Origin of the sequence: Ancylobacter crimeensis (genome assembly GCF_023016805.1) — a bacterium.
GTDB classification, from domain to species: Bacteria; Pseudomonadota; Alphaproteobacteria; order Rhizobiales; family Xanthobacteraceae; genus Ancylobacter; species Ancylobacter crimeensis.
In genome coordinates, this window is record NZ_JALKCH010000002.1 from 242,146 (window position 1) to 262,034 (window position 19,889).

The window sequence follows — 19,889 nt, forward strand, 5'->3', positions numbered from 1 at the left end:
GACGTTGCGCGCAACTCAATCCACCTTGTCGATGAGGATTTCGACACGCCGGTTCTTCGCCTTGTTGGCGGGCGTCGTGTCCGGCACGAGGGGCTCGTCCTGTCCACGTCCCTCCGCGACCAGCCGTGTCGAATCCGACAGTTTCGGTGAGAGGGCGTCTACCACGGCCTTCGCCCGCGCTACTGAAAGCTCGAAATTCGACTTGAACCTTTTCGTGCGCAACGGTGTGGAATCAGTGTGGCCGATCACCTTGATGGGACCGGCCTCGCGGTTCAGCACGCTCGCGAGCTTGCCGGTCATGGCGAGGAATTCCGACTTGACCTCTGCCTTGCCCGCGTCGAAAAGCGCTGCATTGGCCAGCCTTATCGCGATATGCGTGCCTACGGCTTCGGCACTCGCTTCGCCTGCGGCGATTTCCGACGCCAGCGTGGTGCGGATGCGCTGCAACTGCGTCGGCACCGCATCAGGCGGCAGATCGGCCGGCGGAGGCGGGGGAGGGGCCGGTACCTTGCGGTACAGGGTGAGATCAACCGGGGGATGCAGCCCGGATGCCTCGCTCGCGACTGCTTCGGCCTCTCCGGAGAGCAGCGTCCAATAGGTGAGATAAAGGCCGGAAAGAGCGGCCACCGCGACCGCCGCCACCGCCCAGAAGGGCAATCGCGCGCGGCCATGGCGGGATTTGAGATCCATGCCGACCCATCGAGGCGACAGCTCGGAAGGCGTTGGGGGCTTGACGCCCTTCAGCACTTCATAGGTGCGGCGCTGCGTGTTCTGCAGCACCGCCTGGCCGTTGGACGCCGTGCGCTGGATGCCCTGGAACCCGAGGGCGAGGCAGGCGTGAAGCAGCTCCAGAAGATCCGCATTCGCCACCGGATCGGCGATGGCCTTGTCGAGTTCCTGAAAGAACCGCACGCCGCCGGTGCGCTCGCCGAAGAACCGGCTCAGCATGGAATATTGCGTCCAGACGTGGCGGTCCTCGGAGGGAATGTGCTGGACGATGTCGTCCGCTGTCGCGCACAGAACATATTTGGCGGCGGTGGCCTGCGCGGCGGGAACGCCGGCCTTGTGCACCTCGACGTCGAACGCTTTTATCGTCTCCGCCGCATGATCCATCAGTTCGGCGAACGAGGCCCGCATGAGTGCGACCCGCAGGCGCCCCAGCAACAGCAGTAGCGGTCCCGCCGCGCGCATGATCGGGTTTTTCTGGGGCAGCGTCATCAGGCTGCGTTCGAGCAGGGCGGGTCGCGGATAGGCTTGCGCCGGGGGAGGCTCGCGCTCCTGTGGAGAGCCCCAGTTGTCGCGCGCGACAGGCGCCTGCGGGGCCGCGATGTCTGGTGCAGTCGGTGCCGGGCTCGGGCGGCGCCCTCCGGGATTGGGCCGGAAGACGGTGCGGCCGTCATTGTCGTCGAATGGATCGCCGCTCATCGACGGTCCTCCAGGACCGCCCACAGATCAAGCGTCAGGCCAGGCCATTCGTCGGAGAAGTGCATGCCGATCGAAGATGCCGTGCTGAATTCGGCCCAGAGCGGCGAGGTGCGGTCCAGATAGAAATAGACATGGTTGGTGATGGTTCGGATCTGCGGCGGCGGGGTCGGGAGGTGGACCAGCGGAACGCCGGGCAAATGGGCATGCACGATCTCGTTCATCTTGGACGAGGGGCCTACCTTGAACAGCGGAGGAAACTGCAACTGGATCTCGCTCAGCGGGCGGGATGCACCGACTTCCAGAACGAAGGTGGCATTGCGAAACAGCGAGCGGTCGCGAATGACCGAAATGAACGCGTTGGGCGCGCGCTCGATGATGTCCAACCGGATGGCGCGACGGCCCAACCGGGCGCTCAGGAAGTCCTGGATGTCGCGCAGGACGGGTTCGAACACGGCTTCGAGGTCGTCATGGTTGTAGGCCGGGTAGTCGCGGGCGCGTCGTTCCGCGGAAGCAAAGGTGGCGAGTTCGCCGGCAAGCCGCAGGAACTCCTCATAGAGTCGTTCGGGATGCACATAAGTCGAGCGGCGCAGATGCCGGAACACCGGGATCGCGCGGTTGAGAAGCTGCAGCACGAGATAATCGACGCTCTGGAGGCCACCGCCGGCGGAAGGGTCGGCGGCGTAGCGGGCGAGTTCTTCGAGCTTGGTGTCGATCCAGCCGATGACGCGGTCGATCCAGCCATCAACCACCAGACTTGCCGAGGCAATGAGGATCGGCGGGATATACTTCTCGTCGAGCAAGACGGTGCGGTCGCGGACTTCGAGAATGCGGGCGATGCCAAGATTGACGTGACCCGGCTTCGGGGTCTTCCGCAGGTCGTAGCTCAGCCGCAACTGGGCAACGTCGATCTCCTCCTCCTGCCGCAGATCGGCGGTGGAATCGATGAAGATCTCGGGTTTGGGGAAATAGCGAGCCGCACTCTCTCCGTTGCGCTGGTCGATCTCGCGGACATTGACGGAGGCACTCGGCAGCGTCAGCCAGACAATCTGCTTCGCGGCTCCTGCAGGAACCGGGATGGGCTCGGGCGGAAGACAGTTGGCCGGAACGTCGAACGGCGTTCCGTCGGGCAGGATTCCGGTGGCGCGGCGAACGCCGAAACGCCCCTGCTGGGCGAGGTCGCGGTCGATCTCAAGGTGAGAAAAGCCCCAGGGATAAGGCGTTACATGGCGCACGCGTGCTTCGAGAAGCGCTTCGACGTAGCGGTCGCTTTGCTGGAAATGCTGGGGGCGCATGAACAGCCCCTCTGACCAGACTACCTTGCTATGCCACGACATGACCGGGCTCGATCCGTTACCGTCCGCCACCGGGAATAGTCGGCCGGCTGGACGGTTCACGGCGTCGCTCGCCCTCCGCACCGTGCTCGCGCTGCATCGCACCAAGCCTGTCGTAGCATTCCGCAAAGTACGTCATGAACAAGCCGACCATCCCATCGTCGCTGCGTTCGGTCTTCGCCCGCCAAACAGCGGTATATTGATCCCATAGCCGTGCCCGGCGAGAACCGCCGAGCAGCGCGCCCATCCCGCGATCGGAGGCGACGGAAACATCTATCGCCGCGGGATCGAGGTCCTCGACCACCATCGCAAGTGCCTGTTGCATGGCGGAGAAGACCCGGAGCTGGTGGTTCGCGAGGTCCTCGAAACCTTGGGCGAACGCAGCGCTGCCGGTCAGGTAGCTGCGCGTGGGCGGGCCGAACAGCACGCGCAATGCTTCATCGGGCGTCGGCTGGAACTTCATCGGATTGTTGTCCAGCGGGCCGATCATGGTGTGTTCGGCACTGCGCATCGAGCGCTTGGCGCCCGCCCTGGCTGCGAGAAGCTGCATCATGCTCTGCACGACGACGTGCAGCGTGCGGCCGATCTCCTCCATCAATTCCTCGCCCCCGCGCCGGGTGAAGGTATCGACAGACACGCCGGCGCCCCGCGCCAGTGCGGCAAGTGCTGCTTCCGTCGCCGAGGGGTGCGCAGTGTTGTCGTTCGGCGAGGCGGGAGGCGTGACGGGGTGGGGCGGCGCGACCGGGGAGGCAGCCGGTGTTGGCTCTGGAATCGACTCGGCGGACGCGGTTTCCTGACCAGCCGGTGGCTGGAATGTCGCCGGTGGAAGCTTCCTCGACGGAAATGCCGCATCCTGCGCCGGCTGGGGACGCAACCAGTCCGACTCCGCAAGATTCGGGGAGACCAGATCCCGCGAACCAGGATTGGATGACGCAAGATCAGACGCGATCACGTTCGACGATGCCTCGTCCGATGCAGCGGGTGCCTCGCGCGGCGGTTCGGGCAATGGGCTGGCCGGCGTGTTATCCGGCGGGTTAGGCCGCACCGGACGTGGCGTGCTCAGCGCCCATGCACCCGTCGGAGTCGAAGAGTCGACCCAGAAGGACCGTGACGGTGCCTCGGCCGGCTGGCCGGCGCCGCCCCGTGGCGCCCCGAAGCTGCTGTCGCCGGGGACAAAACCGCCGCCTGCAGGCGGAACGTCGACCGCCCAATCGAGAAAATCGGGCTCGGCCGACCGCTTCGCCACGCGCGCCGCAACCTCATCACGCTCCACCGGCGGCGCGGCTCCTTCGCCACCCCAGATGTCCTGTGACGGTGGCCGCGGCCACGCCGGCATCTGGGCCGCGGAGGCCGGGGCATCGACCGTTGCGAGAATGATGTAGTTGCCGATCAGGACGCGATCGCCGTCCCTCAGCGTATGGGGACCCTGCATCCGCCGGTCACTGCCATTCACGAAAGTGCCGTTGGTGGAGACGTCGTAGAGAACATAGTCGCCGTTCTGGAAGCGCACTTCGCAATGTTTGCCGGAGATGTATCGGGAGGAGTCCGGCAAGGTCCAGTCGAGGTGCGGATCGCGGCCGATGTCGATTCCCCGCCGTCCGCTGACACGAATGCTGAGAGGCCCGCCATCAGGCAGGCTGGTTTCGTTGTCGATGCGCAGCGTCAGCGCCATCCGGCACGACCTCCGGCCGACATCTTCGGCGGCATGCCGGCAAGATCGCTCATCGGCCCCGCACGCCATCCCATGTTCGATCCCCTTCGCTGCCGGATCAACACGCCGGGCACGTGCCCCTCGTGTCCTTCAAGTATTTGTTGCATGACATCTTCAGAAAGTCAGGGCACCTCCTGCGGCAAATCGTGCGCCGGCATCGACACAACATCGTGCCGAAGCCGCCCATTTCAATGGATCGGTCATGCCGAGGCCGACCATGAGCGCCGCGTTGATCGCTTTCGGGGTGAGGTGGGGCTGGGCCGCCATTGGACGGTCCTCGATCAGCGAAACGTTCCCGCCCGACCACCCGGCCGCCTGGGCACACCATACGCCGGGTTGTCGCTTGTCGCCTTCCACGGCAATCCGCAGTGCCGCACGCTGGCGGGCATCGCTGGGCTCCTTCACCCAGTCTTCCGCAGCGGCAATGCGGGCCTCTTCTGCCGGCACCGGTTCGGGCAGCAGATGGCGCACGCAGCGGCACGCCCACCAGACGGCCTCGCGCCGCGGCAGCAGATAGGCGAGGAAGGCGATCGCCTGTTCCGGGTGGCCTGCGGCGAGCCGGGTGACGAAATCGAGCGGTGGAATCTCCTCCGCCGGCGCACGGATGTCCTGCTCCGCTGTATCGAAGGCAGCATAGACATCCGAAGCATGCGCGAAACGGATGCGGGACATGGCGGGCGAGGCTCCAGCTCTCGATCGGGCGAGGGGCACGCCATGCGCCGCCGTGACCGGGCGGGCAGGGCCTGTGTCGTCTAGGTGAGTGTCACGTTCATTCCGGGATAGGGGATCATACCCGCACCCGCACCCTGCAGAAGGATCGACGGTGCGAGCACCGTCACATTGGCCGAGCCCAGCACCTGTACCATCGGCGCGACGATCGTGAGGCCCGCGGGGCTCAGCGTCAGCGACGTCGGGCCGCAAGACAGGGTAATTGACATCGGCGCAATCACCGTGACCGACATGCCGGCTGTCAACGAATCCGACATGCCGATGCTGGTGGAGCGGTTCATCCCGACCGTCGTGGTGTCGTTGACAGAGACATTCGTCGTCCGGTTCAGCCCAATCGTCAGATTTTGTTCCTGGGCAATGGTGATGTTCTGATCGCCGGTCGAGATGTCGAGCTGGTCGTCGCCTTTTTCGATCGTCGTCTTGCGCGACGGACTTCCCTTCGGGGTTTCGAAGGTCTCACCGATCTTCGTCGTTTCGGCGTGGCGGATCGTGACCTCATGGTCCTTCTCCGCATGCATCCGTATTTTTTCCGAACCCTTCTTGTCGTCGAAGACGAACTCGTTGTACCCGCCGCCGCCTATGCTGGAATTCGATTTCCAGCCGGTGATCGTCTTGTTGTCGGGCAGCGCATAAGGGGGCGTATTCTCCCCGTTGTAGACGACGCCGGTGACGAGAGGCCGGTCGGGATCGCCCTCCAGGAAGCTGACCACGACCTCCTGCCCATGGCGCGGATGGAATACGCCGCCCCATCCCTTGCTCGCCCATAGCTCCGCAACGCGGATCCAGCAGGATTGCGTGGCCTTGCGATCCCAGTGGAACTGCACCTTGATCCGACCATGCTCGTCGACGGTGATCTCCTCGCCGGAGTCGCCGACGACCTTTGCGGTCTGGATGCCGTGGACGACCGGCTTCGGCGTCACCATCGGAGCGCGATAGGGACGCGAGGCCGGCACCAGGACGTAATTGCCCTGATACGGCGTGTCGACGCCCCGACCACCTCCAGACGAGCGATAGGACTGCTCGGCAACCACATGCGACGCGCGCACGGCGAGATACTTGACGTTCTCCGACTCCGGCTGCAGGCCCGTCACGGAAAGCGTGCCGCCGGCATAGACGTTTGGCGCCTCTCCCGCGGTCACGCGGCGGTGGTCGAGCGCCTGCTCGGCCTCGAGGCGGAACTTGGCCAGTTGTTCGCCCCAGCTCCGGTCGATGTAGCGTCCCGGATAGTCGTAGACTTCCAGCTTTGAGCGCTCGTAGGGTTCATTACCCTCGCCTTCGGCCTCGATCTTGGCATTGGGTTTCTTGAAATCATAATCATTGACCACGAAGCGACCGGAGCGGAAACGGCGTTCGCTGTTCCATTGCTGGAGGTGCTCCTCATTCCGCGCGTAGCTGCCGCTCAGCGGAATATAGGCCAGCGTCCCCGGCGCGATCGCCTCATGTGCACTCATCGCATCGGCAAGCATCAACATGTGGGTGTCGTCGCTGTGAACGAAGTAATAATAGATGCCGTGCTCTTCCATGAGCCGTGAGACGAAGGTGAAATCGCTTTCACGGTATTGGACGCAATACTCCAGCAAGGGGTAGGATCCGCTCAATCTCATGCGGTAGTCATCAAAGCCGGCATCGCTGAAAACCTTGCGAATGATATCCGGTGCCGTCATGTTCTGGAAAAATCGGCAGTCGCCTCGGTGCGACAGCAGCCATAGCCAGGGTCGCAGCAGAAGCCGATACGTGTAGAGGCCGGCCCGTGTGCCGGTCCAGCGCGCCTCGACCAATATGCCGTTGAAATAGCGGGTCCGACCCTCATAAGTATCAATTTCTACGGTGCAGGATCGGCCTATCGCCTCGTTGAAATCAATGTCTTCTTCTTCGCTGACGGCATCGACGGAAAACTCGAAAACCTCGCTGAGAGCTTCTTGCCCATCGAAGCGCGCGAGCGCCAGGCGGTTCTGTCCGAGCGGCGTCCTCAGTCGCGCCATGCGGGTTTTCTGATCAAGACTCACAGCGATCGCCACCCCTTAGCGGACAAGCCTTCGACAGACGCGCCTCCGACCCGGGTCGACCGTGCTCCATGCCTGGAGCCGCATGTACCTTCGAGCCCCACAATAACGGAGGAACCGGGCACAGCTGACATCGCTGCCCGCGCCGTTCATCTGCCGGCCCACCGCCCACAACTGGCACGACCAAACGTTCCGCAGCGTTCCGATCATGCTCGATTGGCAGAAGTATTGACCTCTCGAGGAGGTAGCGCAAGCCTTGTTGCCTCTCTAGGGATCGCGAGGAGCCCATGGCCAACATCGACGTCGCCTCTCTTCTGCGTCCCGTGACGGAGGCTGCTCCCTGCGGCCCGGACCTGGATCTGGACGGTGACATGGAGTTCCTCAACTTCCTGGCGCGGGCAGAGGGGGTACTTCCGACGAGCTTTCTGTCCTTCAGGCGCGAGAGCGTCGACTTCGCCGCCGAACTCGCGACCATCGGCGACTTTTCCCAACAGACGCGGGATCTCCGGCTTCTGGTCCTGCACGCCAAACTGTCGATCCTCAATCGGGATCTCGATGGTTTCGCCAATGCGCTGGATGCCGTCGTGGCGCTGCTCGCCGAGCGCTGGGACGAGGTCCATCCTCGCGGCGAAGATGGAGATTTCGGTCTGCGCGTGGCCGTGGTGCAGGCATTGGACGACCTGCCCCATGTCGTGCTGCCCATTCAGGAGGTTCCGCTCGTCCGGTCGCGCCGGTTCGGGCCCGTCACCTATCGCATGTGGCTGATCGCCGACGAGAAGGTCGAGGCTCGCGAGGGCGAAGCCATACTCGATGCCGCGACCATCGAGCGCGTCTTCACCGAAACCGACGTGGACGTGCTTGTGGCGCTGCGCGATCGGATCGCCGGCATCGACCAGGCGGCCGCGGCGCTGGAGCAGACATCCATTGCGCGCGCCGGCTATCGGTACACGATCACTCTGCCGCGGCTGAGGGGCCTTCTCGAGCCCATGATCACCTTTCTCGATCAGCAGGTCGCTCGGCTCGCTCCTTCGGCGGCCCTCTCGGCCGTGCCCGTGCCCGCGGACGCCGACGCCGTGGAGGACGGCGGCGACCTCGCGCCATCCGCCGCGCCGGGCGCATCGCCTGCTCCCGGCATTGCCGATGCACGGCCTGGCATCGCCGTCGCCACCCGACCTCAGGCGGTCGCGGCCATCCGCGCCGCAGGTGCGTATTTCCGTCGCTACGAGCCGTCGAGCCCCACTCTCCTGCTGGTGAATTTCGCTGATCGCCTGATGGGAAAGCCCTTCTACGAGGTCCTGCGCCTGATGATGCCGCGCTTTGCCGGCGAAGCCGAGGTACGGCTGGCGCAGAACGCCTTCCGCCTGACCTACGAGCACGTCACCGAGACGGTGGTGGCGGATTCCGGATTTGAAGAGGGCATGGCGATCGAAGCATCGGAGGAGGGACCGGAGATACCGCAGGTCGACAATCGTCGCGAAGCGCTACGCCTTCTCGAACAAGTGACGATCTTCCTGCGCGGCGCCGAGCCATCGAGCCCGATCCCCTTGGTGCTCACACGCGCGAGGGACTTCGCGGAACGCGATTTCGCAAGCCTGATGAAGGACATGTTCTCCGACCCGATCCTCAAGGCGATGGCCGACGATTGAGCTGGGCGTTCCGGAAAGCACGATTTTGGGGTCGTTTTTTCTTCGCAATGCAAACAAGGTGGCTCCAGAAACACGCAGAAACGCTCAGAAACAGGAAGAAACGCGGTTGCAAACGCTCCGGCGAAGATTACGATCCGCGAAGGATAACCAACCGGCACCGGGGGGCGCACGATGGTTTCTAATAGCGGCCAGAGCTTTATCGGCCGGAACAGAAAGCCACGGGTCCACATCACCTATGAGGATCCCTACGACGCCAACAAGCTCGTCGAGATTCCATTTGTTGTCGGCGTGCTGGCCGACCTGTCGGGCAACGCCTCGCAGGTCGACAAGCCCGACATGAACGAGCGGGGCTTTCTCGAATTCGACATGGATAATTTCGAGCGACGCATGCAGGCCATCCGCCCGGCCGTCGCATTCCGGGTCGAGAACAAGCTTGAGGAAGGGGCGGGCGGACAACTGCCGGTGAGCCTCACGTTCAGCAGCATCGACGATTTCGGTCCCGCGGCGGTGGCAAAGCAGGTGCCGGCGCTCGCCAAGTTGCTGGAAGCGCGAACCCAGCTTTCCAATCTGCTTCGCTACATGGATGGCAAGGTCTCGGCGGAGGAGGCGCTGAAAAAGCTGCTGAGCGATCCCGAACTGATGAGTGCGTTGAAGAGCCGTGCCGCAAGCGCACCCGCTGCCGACACGTCCAATGACGATGAGGAGGCCCGGTGATGAGTGCCGAGCTGCGCCAGGACGTTACCTCAGCCACCGGAGCCGAACAGGCTCTTGGCGAATTCGACAGCCTGCTGAAGCAGAGCTTCAAGCCGCGGACGGAGCGTGCTGCTACGGAAGTGGACAATGCGGTTTCGACGCTGGTGCAGGAAGCACTGCGCGATTCCAGTTTGGTGAAAGATGATGTGATCGACACGATCGAGAGCATCATTGCTCAGATCGACAAGAAGCTTACCGCACAGGTGAATGCCATCATCCATGCGGACGAATTCCAGACGATTGAAAGCGCGTGGCGCGGGTTGCATTATTTCGTCTACAATTCGGAAACCGATGCGAACCTGAAAATTCGCGTCATGAATGCGTCGAAAACCGAGCTCTACCGAAATCTGCGTACCTATCCGGGCGCGAAGTGGGATCAGAGCCCGTTGTTCAAACGGGTCTACGAGCACGAATTCGGCCAGCTCGGCGGCGAGCCCTATGGGTGCCTGATCGGCGATTACTATTTCAGCCATCTGCCGACCGACGTGCAACTGATGCGGGATCTCAGCCGCATCGCTTCGGCGGCTCATGCTCCCTTCTTCGCCGCTGCCGAGCCGACGATGCTCGGCATGGACAATTGGACCGAGCTCAGCAACCCTCGCGACCTGTCGAAGATTTTCGATACGCCGGAATATGCCGCCTGGAAGAGCCTGCGTGATTCCGAGGATTCCCGCTATCTCGGCCTCTGCATGCCCCGCGTGCTCGCGCGCCAGACCTATGGCGCCAAGACCGAGCCGGTCGAGGAGTTCGCCTTCGAGGAAGAGACCGATGGTCACGGCGGCGAGAACTACGCTTGGATGAACGCGGCCTATGCCATGGGTGTAAACGTGACCCGGGCCTTCAAGGAATATGGCTGGTGCACCCGCATTCGCGGCGTCGAGTCCGGCGGCGAAGTCATCAACCTGCCGACCCATACTTTCCCGACCGACGATGGCGGCGTCGACCTGAAGTGCCCGACCGAAATAGCGATCAGCGACCGCCGCGAGGCAGAACTCGCTAAGTCGGGCCTTATTCCGTTGATCCACCGGAAGAACACCGACAAGGCCGCCTTCATCGGTGCGCAGTCTGTCTACCGCCCGAAGAAATACGACAAGCCGGAGGCGACGGCGTCCGACAACATGTCGTCGCGTCTGCCTTATATGTTCGCCGTTTCGCGCTTCGCGCACTATTTGAAGTGCATGGTGCGCGACAAGATCGGCTCAACAATGGAGCGCGATCAACTGGAACGGTGGCTGCAGGAATGGATCACGCTTTACGTGACCCCCAATCCGGCGACGGCGACCGAAATCCAGAAGGCACGGCAACCTCTGGCGGCAGCCGAAGTAAAGATCGTCGCGGACGAAGAAAACCCGGGATATTACAATGCCCGTTTCTATCTGAGGCCGCACTTTCAGATGGAAGGTATGGATATCGGTCTCAGCCTGGTTTCCCGCCTTCCCGGCAGTCAGAAATAGTCCAGAGCCGCGAGGGTGCCATTAGCGCCGTCGCGGTTGCGCCGTCCGCGCTGCCGTTGCCCGCAGGATCAGCGGCGACGGTTCAGTAAGGGCAGCATCTGTTTTCGCAGAGTAAAGGCGAGTGTGGGATCGCCTTGTCGTGTGTTCAACGTGAGCACGCCAGACAATTTTGCTCGCGTGAGTTGCGTGCCTGACGTTCAACATTGTTGGCGCATGTAGCGCCAGGGGGCAGCCATGGCAGTCGATGGATATCTCAAAATCGGTGACGTGAAGGGCGAATCGCAGGATGCCGGGCATACCGACTGGATCGATGTGCTCTCCTGGTCTTGGGCCATGCAGAATTCCGCGAGTGGCCATGTGGGCGGTGGTTCCGGCGTCGGCAAGGCCGATGTCCAGGACTTCCACTTTGTGAAGAAGGTGGATACGTCGAGTATCGATCTCTCGAAATATCTTCTCCTTGGAAAACATTTCGACAAAGCTACCTTTGAATTGATGAAGCGTGGCGGTGATGCGAAGCCGCTTCTATACTATAAAGTCGAATTCGAGCAGGTTTATATTTCAAGCCTAAGTTTTGGCGGTGCTCCTGAAGGCGGTGCATTCATGGAAAATCTCAGTTTCAATTTCGCGAAATTCAAGATCTACTACACGCAGCAAACCAAGACGGGTAGCGGTGGCGCAAAGCCGAATTTCGGCTACGACGTGGCCAAGCACGACGAGTCGTGATCGCTGTCGCGCGAACGCCCGGGGCCGAATGCCCGGGCGCGGTGGAGACCGTGGGATTGCGAAGGCAGACACGTCTTCACGCTGCGGCTATTGCGACACGAAGCGTGCGGGCTGCCCGCGGGATCCTGCAGCGACGTTGCCCCTGTCGAGGATAGCGGCCCAAGGGGCTGTCCGTTGCGTGCCGGCGGCAGCTTTGGGCGCTGGCGGGTTGTGGGCCGACGCGCAATGCCATGCCGCCACGACCACGGACCTGTGCCGACAGCATCTTGGGAGGGGACACCGAGATCATGAAGAATTCGCGAAACCTGTCGCTCACCATGCCGTTCATGCACGCTTTCCGTGCGGCGAGCGAGGCGCGTGACGCACGCCTCGCTCTCGATCTGCGCGACACGTCCGGTGAGCGGGTGATCGCCGGCCGCCGCACGGCGGCTCGCGGCGCGGTGAACGAGCAGGTGTTGATGAGCGAAATTCTGCGCGATCTCGAAACCCTCCTGAACACGGTGCAGATGGGTTCGACCCAGAATCTTGAAGGCTGCGATGAGGTCGCGCGCTCGATCCTCAATTTCGGGCTGCCGGATCTGGTCCATCGCACGGTGGAGGAGGATGCGATCTCCGAGATCGTCGGAGAGATCGAGACGGCGATCCGGCGCTACGAGCCGAGGGTTCGTGCGCGCACGCTGGATGTGCGGCGCGACACCACGCTTGATGCGGAGGACATGAAGATCCGCTTCCTCCTGTCGGCAGAAATCGTTCTCGACGAGCGCAACATTCCCGTCGAGTTCGTAGCCGATATTGCGACGGACAGCGGCAAGATCACCGTGATCCCGACCTAGCGCCATGGACCGCGAGTTCCTCGAACTCTACGATCAGGAACTTAAGCTCCTGCGCGAACAGGCGAAGGAATTCGCCGAGGAATATCCCGGCATCGCCGACCGTCTGGGCGGGCTGATGCAGGATGCGTCCGACCCAATGGTGCTGGGCCTTCTGCAGGGCGCCGCCTTCCTTGCCGCGCGCGTGCAACTGAAGCTCCGGCACGAATTTCCCGAATTTACCTCGAACCTGCTCGAACAGCTCATCCCCGGCTTCCTGGCCCCCAATCCGTCAGCCATGCTGGTCGGCGTGAAGCCGGCTTATGGAGACCCTGCTCTCATCGAAGGTCGGCGCGTACCAGCCGGTTCCTATCTCGACGCCACCTTCGTCGAGCGCGACCGGCGCATCGCCTGCCGTTATGCCCTGCGCAGCGATATTACGCTCTGGCCGCTGGAACTCACGGCGGCGACCTACAATGCGAGCACCGCCGCGATCCAGGCACTGGGCATTCCCGCGGAGGAAAATGAGCGGGCAGGGCTCCGACTGTCCTTCACGACACGGATGGCCGCACGGCCGGAAGCCGAGATCGGCGACAAGGAGGCCCTCGCCCAACCGCCGTTCCTGGCGTCCGCCTGCCGGGTAGACGCGCTGCCGCTCTATCTCATCGGGGCGGAAAGCGACGCGGCCGCGCTTTATGAGCAGGTTTTTGCTCATCGCACCCGGATATTCGTGCGCTATCTGGATGCCTTCGGCGATCCGGTCTGCTTCGAAATGGACGTCGCCGCGGTTCACGAGCTGGGTATGGGCATCGACGAAACCCTGGTGCCGAGCGATGCCCGGATCTTTCACGGGTTCACCCTGCTCAAGGATTATTTCCTGTTCGCACGCAAGTTCCTCGGCTTCCGGATCGACCAGCTGTCGCGGATCATGCCGCGTGTCCGCGCCAAGTCCTTCGACATCGTCATCCTGTTCTCGCAGGCCAATCCGCGCCTGCCCTCCAGCGTCGATCGGCAGGGTTTCGCGCTCTATGCGGCGCCGGCGGTCAACCTGTTCGAGAAGACCACGGACCGCATCCCCGTCTCGCTGGCCCAGCACGAGCATCATGTTGTGCCGGACCGCAGCCATCCTCTCGATCTCGAACCCCATCATGTGTTGCAGGTGTTCGCCCATTACGTGGGAAGCAGTGAGAAGGTGCCGGTGCTGCCGCTCTATTCGGCTCCGCGCGATCCCACGGCGGCACCGGTCCGGCTGTTCTACACCATCCGCCGGCTGCCGCGTCGTCGCTCGACGCAGGAGCGCCGGCTCGGCCGGGCGTCGGACTACACCGGCACCGAGATGTTCCTCAGCCTCATCGATACGGGAGAGGAGCCGCGCGGCCGGCCGGTAGCCGAACTCAGCCTGAGGACCCTTTGCTCCAACCGGCACCTGACGGAATCGCTGCCGGTCGGCATGGGCGGCGCCGATTTTCATCTGCTTCAGGACACCAGTCTCGATCTGCATTGTCTGGCCGGCCCGACACCGCCCACCGAACCGATTGCCGGCTATCTGCGCAGCCGAGCCGAGACCGCCTCGACCGGGTCGGTCGCCTGGCGCCTCGTCAATATGCTGGGGCTGAATCATCTCGGCCTCATCTCGCGGGGGGCCGCACGCAACGCACAGTCGCTGCGCGAAATCCTGGCGCTGTTCGCAAACCCGCGCGACCCGGTGACGGAGCGCCGCATCAACGGCATCCGTGCGCTCGACAGCCGGCCGATCGTGCGCCGGCTGCGCCGCAAGACGGGCATTGGCGCTGCACGTGGACTGGAAATTGTCGTCACCATCGACGAGAAGGCCTTCGAAGGCTCGGGAGCCTTCCTGCTGGGCGCGGTGCTCGACCGGTTCTTTGCCGAATATGTCGCCATCAATCATTTCACCCAGACCGTCATCGTCTCAGTGGAACGCGGCGAGATCATGCGGTGGCCGGTGCGGATCGGCGAAAGGAGGCCGTTGTGACCTCGCTTCCGCCCGGAGCCCATGCCATGGAGGACACCGTCCCCAATGCGGAAACCCGCTCCGGCTGGCTGGACGAGATCACTGCCGAGCCGTGGCGCTTCGATTTCCTGGCGACGTTGCGGCGGCTGGAGGGGATGCACAAGGAGAAGCCGCGGATCGGTGCCAGCGCCGCTTTGCGCGAGGAGATCGTCCGCATCGGCCAGAATCCTTCAATGGATTTTCCAGCCAGCAACATCGAACAGTTCGCCACGCGCGCGGATGGCAGCTACCAGATCATCGCCCGGTTTCTCGGCCTCATGGGCCCGCAGGGCGCGTTGCCGCTTGCCGTTACGTCCGAAGCACATGGCTGGTTGCATTCCAGCCGCGACGACGCCTTTCCGCGCTTTCTCGATCTCATCAATAATCGCTTCCTCCAGCTCTTCTTCCGGGCATGGTCCGATGCGCGGCCGATCGGGCAGCACGAGCGCCCGGCCGAAGATCGTTTCGCCACCTATATCGGCTCGATGATCGGCATGGGGCGCCCGGTCTACCAGGATCTCGACACGATACCCGACGGGCAGAAACTCGCCCACGCCGGGCTGATGGGTGCCGCCGCCAAATCCGCCGTCCGGCTGGAAGCGCTGTTCGCTGGGGTGCTCGGCCTGAAGGCGGAAGTGATCGAATTCGTCGGTAGCTGGCTGCCGGTCGACCGGGCGGAGCAGTCGCGGCTTGGCATGCGCAATTCCGTTCTCGGAGCCGATGCGATGGTGGGGGCGTCCTTCTACAGCATCACCGACAAGATCACCGTGCGGGTGACGGCGGAAGACCTCGCGGCCTATGAACGGCTGCTGCCGGCCGGCGCCCTGGCAGCTCCGATGGCCGACCTCGTCTTTTTCTATATCGGCGAGGCGCTGGAATGGGACGTCGAGCTGGCGATCCGTGCCCACGATGTGCCTGCCGCCCGCCTCGGTCGCTCCGGCGCGCTGGGCTGGACGAGCTGGCTGGCACCGCGGCCGGCGCCGGAACACGCTGTGCGCTGCGACGCACGCTTCAACATTGCGGAGCGATTGCGACGCCTGCGCAGCGTCGCCGGGACGACAGACGGCGCGCAGCCGCCCCATCGGGGCCCGCTGCCTTCCGCGCCGCAGAACTGACGGGGGATGGTCACATGGCGGATATCAGCTACGAAGCCGTTACCGGCAAGCTCAACAGGGTCGGCTATGAGGCTTTCTTCATGGCCCTGCGGCACGCCAAGAGCGCCGGGCACCGCCATGTGGAACTTGCGCACTGGCTGTTCCACATCCTGCAGAAGGATCGCACCGATCTCGGGCTCACCTTCGACCGCTTCAAGGTCGATCGGGCGAAGCTGCTGGCCGACATCGCCCGCGTGATCGACGGCTTCCGTCGCAACGAAACCGAGATGCCGGGCATCTCCAATACCATCGTGGATGCGCTGGATCGCGGCTGGCACTATGCGACGTTGTTCTTCGGCGAGACTCAGATCCGCACCGGTCACCTTCTGGTCGGCTCGTTGAAGACAAACGAATTACGGCGCGCCTTCAACAGCATTTCCCCCGAATTCGGCAAGCTGAATCCCGACACCATCGCCGCCGAGCATCGCACCCTCTGGGCAGGCTCCGAGGAGGAGACGCTGCAGCCGATGGATGGCTCGGGCGCCCGGGCGGCCGGTACGCCGGGCGCCGCACAGGCATCAAGAAGCGATACCCCGCTCGCCCGCTTCGCCCAGGATCTTACGGCGAAGGCGGCAAGGGGCACCATGGACCCTGTTCTGGGGCGCGACGACGAGATCCGCCAGCTCGTCGACGTGCTGATGCGTCGCCGCCAGAACAATCCGATCCTCACTGGAGAAGCGGGCGTCGGCAAGACGGCGGTGGTCGAAGGCCTCGCCCAGCGCATTGCCGCCGGCGACGTGCCCCCGCCGCTGCGCGGCGTGCAACTGCACGCGCTCGACATCGGGCTGATGCAGGCCGGCGCTTCCATGAAAGGCGAATTTGAACAGCGCCTGCGCTCGGTGATCGATGAGGTGCAATCCTCGCCGATCCCGATCATCCTGTTCATCGATGAAGCGCATACGCTGATCGGCGCTGGAGGCTCGGCGGGCACCGGGGATGCCGCGAACCTGCTGAAGCCGGCGCTCGCGCGCGGCACGCTGCGCACGGTGGCCGCCACCACCTGGTCGGAATACCGTCAGTACATCGAAAAGGATCCCGCTCTCACCCGCCGCTTCCAGCCGGTCAATGTCGACGAGCCGGATGTGAAGCGCTGCTGCGACATGCTGCGTGGCATCCTGGCGCCGATGGAAAAGCACCATAAGGTCAAGATATCCGATGCCGCCGTCGTCGCGGCGGTGGAGCTCTCGCAGCGCTACGTGCCGGCGAGGCAGCTTCCCGACAAGGCGGTGAGCCTGCTCGATACCGCCAGCGCGCGGGTAGCGATCAGCCAGTCCACGACGCCGGCCGCCATCGAAGACACAAAAGTCGCGATTGCGGGGCTGGAGACCGAGAAAGCCGCGCTCGTTTCGGACCGTGACCTCGGGATCGAGAGTGAGGAACGTATCGCCGAGATCGACGAGGAGATCGCGCGCCTCACCGCACAGAACACCAGGCTGGGGGACGGGTGGACACTGGAGAAGGCGATTGTCGAGGAGATCGCTGCGCTTCGGGCCAGTCTGGGAACAGAGGGTGCCGATGTCGGCGCCATCCGTGCCACGCTCAAGGAAAAGGCCGAGGCGCTCGAAACCATCGGTGCCGAGAACCGCATGATCTACAGCCATGTCGACGAGCACGCCGTCGCCGCAGTCATTTCGGACTGGACCGGTATCCCGGTCGGCCGGATGGTCAAGGACGAGATCGAGAATGTGCTGCGGCTGCCGGAGATTCTCAACCGGCGCGTGGTCGGGCAGAGTCACGGCCTGGGCATCATCGCCAAGCGCATAGAAACCAACCGCGCCAAGCTCGACAATCCGAACAAGCCGATCGGTGTCTTCATGCTGTGCGGTCCTTCGGGGGTCGGCAAGACAGAGACGGCCCTCGCCCTCGCCGAGGCTCTCTATGGCGGCGAAAGCAACATCATCACCATCAACATGTCGGAGTTCCAGGAGGCTCATTCGGTGTCCTCCCTCAAGGGCGCGCCTCCCGGCTATGTCGGCTATGGCGAGGGTGGCCGCCTGACCGAGGCCGTGCGGCGCAAGCCCTACAGCGTCGTCCTGCTCGACGAGGTGGAGAAGGCCCACCCGGACGTGCACGAACTGTTCTTCCAGGTATTCGACAAGGGTGTCATGGAGGACGGCAACGGGCGGCGGATCGACTTCAAGAACACCCTCATCATCCTTACCTCCAATGTCGGCACCGAACTGATCATGGATGCCGCCCGGGATCCGGCGAATCGGCCGGATGCGGAGGCGCTGTCCGTCGCCTTGCGCCCGGAACTGCTCAAGGTCTTTCCTCCGGCATTGATCGGCCGTCTGGTGCCGATTGCGTATTACCCCCTCTCGCCAGAGATGCTGTCGGGCATCGTGCGTCTGCAGCTCGACCGTATCGGGGCCCGCGTGCGCGACAATCACGATGCCAGCTTCGCCTATGAAGACGCGGTGATCGACCACATCGTCGCCCAGTGCAACGACCCCGATTCCGGGGGACGCATGATCGATAACATCATCACCAATACCCTGCTGCCTGCCTTGTCCCGTGAGTTCCTGAAGCGAGCGCTGGAGAAAAGCGAGATCCGCGGCGTCGAGGTCGGCGTCAGCGGTGGGGCGTTTTCCTACGCATTCCATTGAACCGCCGCGGTCGGGCCGGAGACCGCCCGAACGCCGACCGCTCCTTCCTCCAGAGGACGAGACAGACCGCCATGCCGCTTGTTTCGAAACTTCTCAGTGGTGATTCCCGGCTCCAGAACTGTCTGGTCTCCGACCCCGCCCACGTAACGCCGGGCAGCAAGGGCCCCTATGTCTCGCTCATCCAGAAGGCGCTTATCCTGCTCGATGGCCTGCAGATCGACGATGCCGAACTGCGGCAGGGCGTCTACGGCCCTTCCACTGCGGCGGCCGTGGTGGCCTTCAAGACCAGGCGCGGCATCATCAACCGGGCGTATCAGCAAACCGTCGACGACATCGTCGGAAAAATGACGATCGCCGCACTGGACCGCGAGATGGCAGCGCGGGAGCTTGCCGCGGTGCTGCCGTGCAATCCGCGTGACTTCAGCATATCGACCTGTCGGCGCTGATGCCGCCGCGAATGTCCGTCTGAGTTGAAGCGTCAGTCCACATCCGGCCCCTGCGCCGGATCCATCAAGGGCCGAGGAGACACGCATGGCATTGAGCACGGTACCGGGCTCGGTCTCGATCACGTCCGCCTTCGCCAATTTGAAGCCCGACATTCTCCTGCCCCCCAGCGGGCCCAGCGCCATCTGCCATCTCGGCAAGGGCTTCGTGTCCGAAAACAACGTCAGCTTCGCCTGGACGGCGAACGGCAGCGTCAAGATGACCGGCACGCCGGAGGAACTGTCGTCTGCCGAACTGGGGTTCATCCAGTTTGCGGAACAGTTCGAGTTGGGCATCGAATATAGCGGTGCCGAACCCGCAGGTGGGAGCATCGCCATCGATCCCGCTCAGCCGCCGACATGGACCCATTCGACACAGTTGCTGGACAGCGACATCGGTTTCCGTCCCTGGACCCGGCCGAGCCCGCGCTTTACGACGCTCAACGCAGTGTCAACGGCCGAAACCGGAGATCATCCCATGATCAAGGTGGCGCGCAAGCTTACCAACCGGACCACGCAGACCGAGAATTTCCTGCGCTCGATCACGGATTCGCGCCACTTCACGACGGTGTTCACCCTGAAGGACACATCGACCAATCCGCAGCGTCCGACGGGGCCGCGCAACCAGTATCTCGCGCATTTCACCTGGGATATCCGCTACCGTTTCGACCTCATCTGGAAGGGCGGGGTGCCGCATGTCGAGATGAACGCCAGCAAGGCGACGTTCGGGCCCATCACGATGGGTCCGCCGCCGGCGATGGCGAATATGCTGAGCGAAAACAATCAGGCCGGGCCCGATTTCAACGAAATCAGCCGGGCGGCACTCCGTTCCGCCGTGGTCTTCGGACAACCGCCGGCACGGCGTGACGAGGCAACGCGTTTCCTGTCAACGCCGAAGAATTTCTTCACCTGATGCGGATCATGCCGGTTGACCAGAACGGCCCGTATGACCGATCCGCAGGCATCATGTCTCGCTGAATTCGTAGCTATAATAGTATTTTGATACCTTTAACGGTATCACTATACCATGCGCCAAGGACGATGCTCAAGAC

15 protein-coding genes are annotated in these 19,889 nt (G+C 63.5%); 10 read left to right on the top strand and 5 right to left on the bottom strand.

The features are described from left to right. Positions 1-15 precede the first annotated feature (15 nt). The 5 genes from icmH to MWN34_RS03260 all read right to left on the bottom strand — a co-directional run bounded on the left by icmH (position 16) and on the right by MWN34_RS03260 (position 7,178). Positions 16-1,425: a type IVB secretion system protein IcmH/DotU gene (gene icmH, locus MWN34_RS03240; RefSeq protein ID WP_247026385.1), complete on the bottom strand. Its 1,410-nt coding sequence runs from the start codon at positions 1,423-1,425 to the stop codon at positions 16-18. Beyond that, positions 1,422-2,759: a type VI secretion system baseplate subunit TssK gene (gene tssK / locus MWN34_RS03245; protein ID WP_247026393.1), complete on the bottom strand. Its 1,338-nt coding sequence runs from the start codon at positions 2,757-2,759 to the stop codon at positions 1,422-1,424. Before tssK ends, icmH begins: the two co-directional genes overlap by 4 nt. Positions 2,760-2,775: 16 nt before the next feature. After that, positions 2,776-4,428 carry a type VI secretion system-associated FHA domain protein TagH gene (tagH, locus tag MWN34_RS03250; protein WP_247026395.1) on the bottom strand — a complete coding sequence of 551 codons (1,653 nt, stop codon included), beginning with the start codon at positions 4,426-4,428 and terminating at the stop codon, positions 2,776-2,778. Between the two features lie 153 nt (positions 4,429-4,581). After that, positions 4,582-5,139 carry a DUF6931 family protein gene (locus tag MWN34_RS03255; RefSeq protein ID WP_247026397.1) on the bottom strand — a complete coding sequence of 186 codons (558 nt, stop codon included), beginning with the start codon at positions 5,137-5,139 and terminating at the stop codon, positions 4,582-4,584. 80 nt (positions 5,140-5,219) lie between these two features. Further along, a complete protein-coding gene (locus tag MWN34_RS03260; RefSeq protein ID WP_247026405.1) occupies positions 5,220-7,178 on the bottom strand; it encodes a type VI secretion system Vgr family protein in 1,959 nt (652 codons plus the stop codon). Between the two features lie 308 nt (positions 7,179-7,486). Between MWN34_RS03260 and MWN34_RS03265 the strand changes: the two genes are divergently transcribed. The 10 genes from MWN34_RS03265 (at position 7,487) to MWN34_RS03310 (ending at position 19,750) form a co-directional block, all read left to right on the top strand. Next, positions 7,487-8,845 carry a type VI secretion system protein TssA gene (locus MWN34_RS03265; RefSeq protein WP_247026413.1) on the top strand — a complete coding sequence of 453 codons (1,359 nt, stop codon included), beginning with the start codon at positions 7,487-7,489 and terminating at the stop codon, positions 8,843-8,845. Between the two features lie 171 nt (positions 8,846-9,016). Continuing rightward, positions 9,017-9,559, top strand: a complete 543-nt coding sequence (tssB, locus tag MWN34_RS03270) for a type VI secretion system contractile sheath small subunit (protein ID WP_247026426.1) — start codon at positions 9,017-9,019, stop codon at positions 9,557-9,559. After that, positions 9,559-11,052: a type VI secretion system contractile sheath large subunit gene (gene tssC / locus MWN34_RS03275; RefSeq protein WP_247026428.1), complete on the top strand. Its 1,494-nt coding sequence runs from the start codon at positions 9,559-9,561 to the stop codon at positions 11,050-11,052. The genes tssB and tssC overlap by 1 nt, the downstream gene beginning before the upstream one ends. A gap of 234 nt (positions 11,053-11,286) precedes the next feature. Continuing rightward, positions 11,287-11,775, top strand: a complete 489-nt coding sequence (locus MWN34_RS03280; protein ID WP_247026430.1) for an Hcp family type VI secretion system effector — start codon at positions 11,287-11,289, stop codon at positions 11,773-11,775. Between the two features lie 287 nt (positions 11,776-12,062). Continuing rightward, entirely contained in the window at positions 12,063-12,608 is a 546-nt protein-coding gene (tssE, locus tag MWN34_RS03285) for a type VI secretion system baseplate subunit TssE (protein WP_247026432.1), read from the top strand. 4 nt (positions 12,609-12,612) lie between these two features. After that, entirely contained in the window at positions 12,613-14,577 is a 1,965-nt protein-coding gene (gene tssF / locus MWN34_RS03290) for a type VI secretion system baseplate subunit TssF (protein WP_247026434.1), read from the top strand. Between the two features lie 26 nt (positions 14,578-14,603). Next, positions 14,604-15,710: a type VI secretion system baseplate subunit TssG gene (gene tssG, locus MWN34_RS03295; RefSeq protein ID WP_247026436.1), complete on the top strand. Its 1,107-nt coding sequence runs from the start codon at positions 14,604-14,606 to the stop codon at positions 15,708-15,710. A gap of 14 nt (positions 15,711-15,724) precedes the next feature. Continuing rightward, positions 15,725-18,355: a type VI secretion system ATPase TssH gene (gene tssH, locus MWN34_RS03300; RefSeq protein WP_247026438.1), complete on the top strand. Its 2,631-nt coding sequence runs from the start codon at positions 15,725-15,727 to the stop codon at positions 18,353-18,355. Between the two features lie 71 nt (positions 18,356-18,426). Further along, positions 18,427-18,801, top strand: a complete 375-nt coding sequence (locus MWN34_RS03305) for a peptidoglycan-binding domain-containing protein (protein ID WP_247026440.1) — start codon at positions 18,427-18,429, stop codon at positions 18,799-18,801. Positions 18,802-18,940: 139 nt separating this feature from the next. Continuing rightward, positions 18,941-19,750 (top strand): hypothetical protein, encoded by an 810-nt coding sequence (locus MWN34_RS03310; RefSeq protein ID WP_247026442.1) that lies wholly within the window; start codon positions 18,941-18,943, stop codon positions 19,748-19,750. Positions 19,751-19,889: the final 139 nt, after the last annotated feature.

What these genes read in the sequence shown, in the direction of transcription:
- tssE (WP_247026432.1), top strand. Translation starts at nt 12,063, where the DNA reads ATGAAGAATTCGCGAAACCTGTCGCTCACCATGCCGTTCATGCACGCT.
- MWN34_RS03305 (WP_247026440.1), top strand. Translation starts at nt 18,427, where the DNA reads ATGCCGCTTGTTTCGAAACTTCTCAGTGGTGATTCCCGGCTCCAGAAC.
- tssF (WP_247026434.1), top strand. Translation starts at nt 12,613, where the DNA reads ATGGACCGCGAGTTCCTCGAACTCTACGATCAGGAACTTAAGCTCCTG.
- tagH (WP_247026395.1), bottom strand. Translation starts at nt 4,428, where the DNA reads ATGGCGCTGACGCTGCGCATCGACAACGAAACCAGCCTGCCTGATGGC.
- tssB (WP_247026426.1), top strand. Translation starts at nt 9,017, where the DNA reads ATGGTTTCTAATAGCGGCCAGAGCTTTATCGGCCGGAACAGAAAGCCA.
- MWN34_RS03280 (WP_247026430.1), top strand. Translation starts at nt 11,287, where the DNA reads ATGGCAGTCGATGGATATCTCAAAATCGGTGACGTGAAGGGCGAATCG.
- tssH (WP_247026438.1), top strand. Translation starts at nt 15,725, where the DNA reads ATGGCGGATATCAGCTACGAAGCCGTTACCGGCAAGCTCAACAGGGTC.
- MWN34_RS03255 (WP_247026397.1), bottom strand. Translation starts at nt 5,139, where the DNA reads ATGTCCCGCATCCGTTTCGCGCATGCTTCGGATGTCTATGCTGCCTTC.
- MWN34_RS03265 (WP_247026413.1), top strand. Translation starts at nt 7,487, where the DNA reads ATGGCCAACATCGACGTCGCCTCTCTTCTGCGTCCCGTGACGGAGGCT.
- tssC (WP_247026428.1), top strand. Translation starts at nt 9,559, where the DNA reads ATGAGTGCCGAGCTGCGCCAGGACGTTACCTCAGCCACCGGAGCCGAA.
- icmH (WP_247026385.1), bottom strand. Translation starts at nt 1,425, where the DNA reads ATGAGCGGCGATCCATTCGACGACAATGACGGCCGCACCGTCTTCCGG.
- tssK (WP_247026393.1), bottom strand. Translation starts at nt 2,759, where the DNA reads ATGTCGTGGCATAGCAAGGTAGTCTGGTCAGAGGGGCTGTTCATGCGC.
- tssG (WP_247026436.1), top strand. Translation starts at nt 14,604, where the DNA reads ATGGAGGACACCGTCCCCAATGCGGAAACCCGCTCCGGCTGGCTGGAC.
- MWN34_RS03260 (WP_247026405.1), bottom strand. Translation starts at nt 7,178, where the DNA reads ATGGCGCGACTGAGGACGCCGCTCGGACAGAACCGCCTGGCGCTCGCG.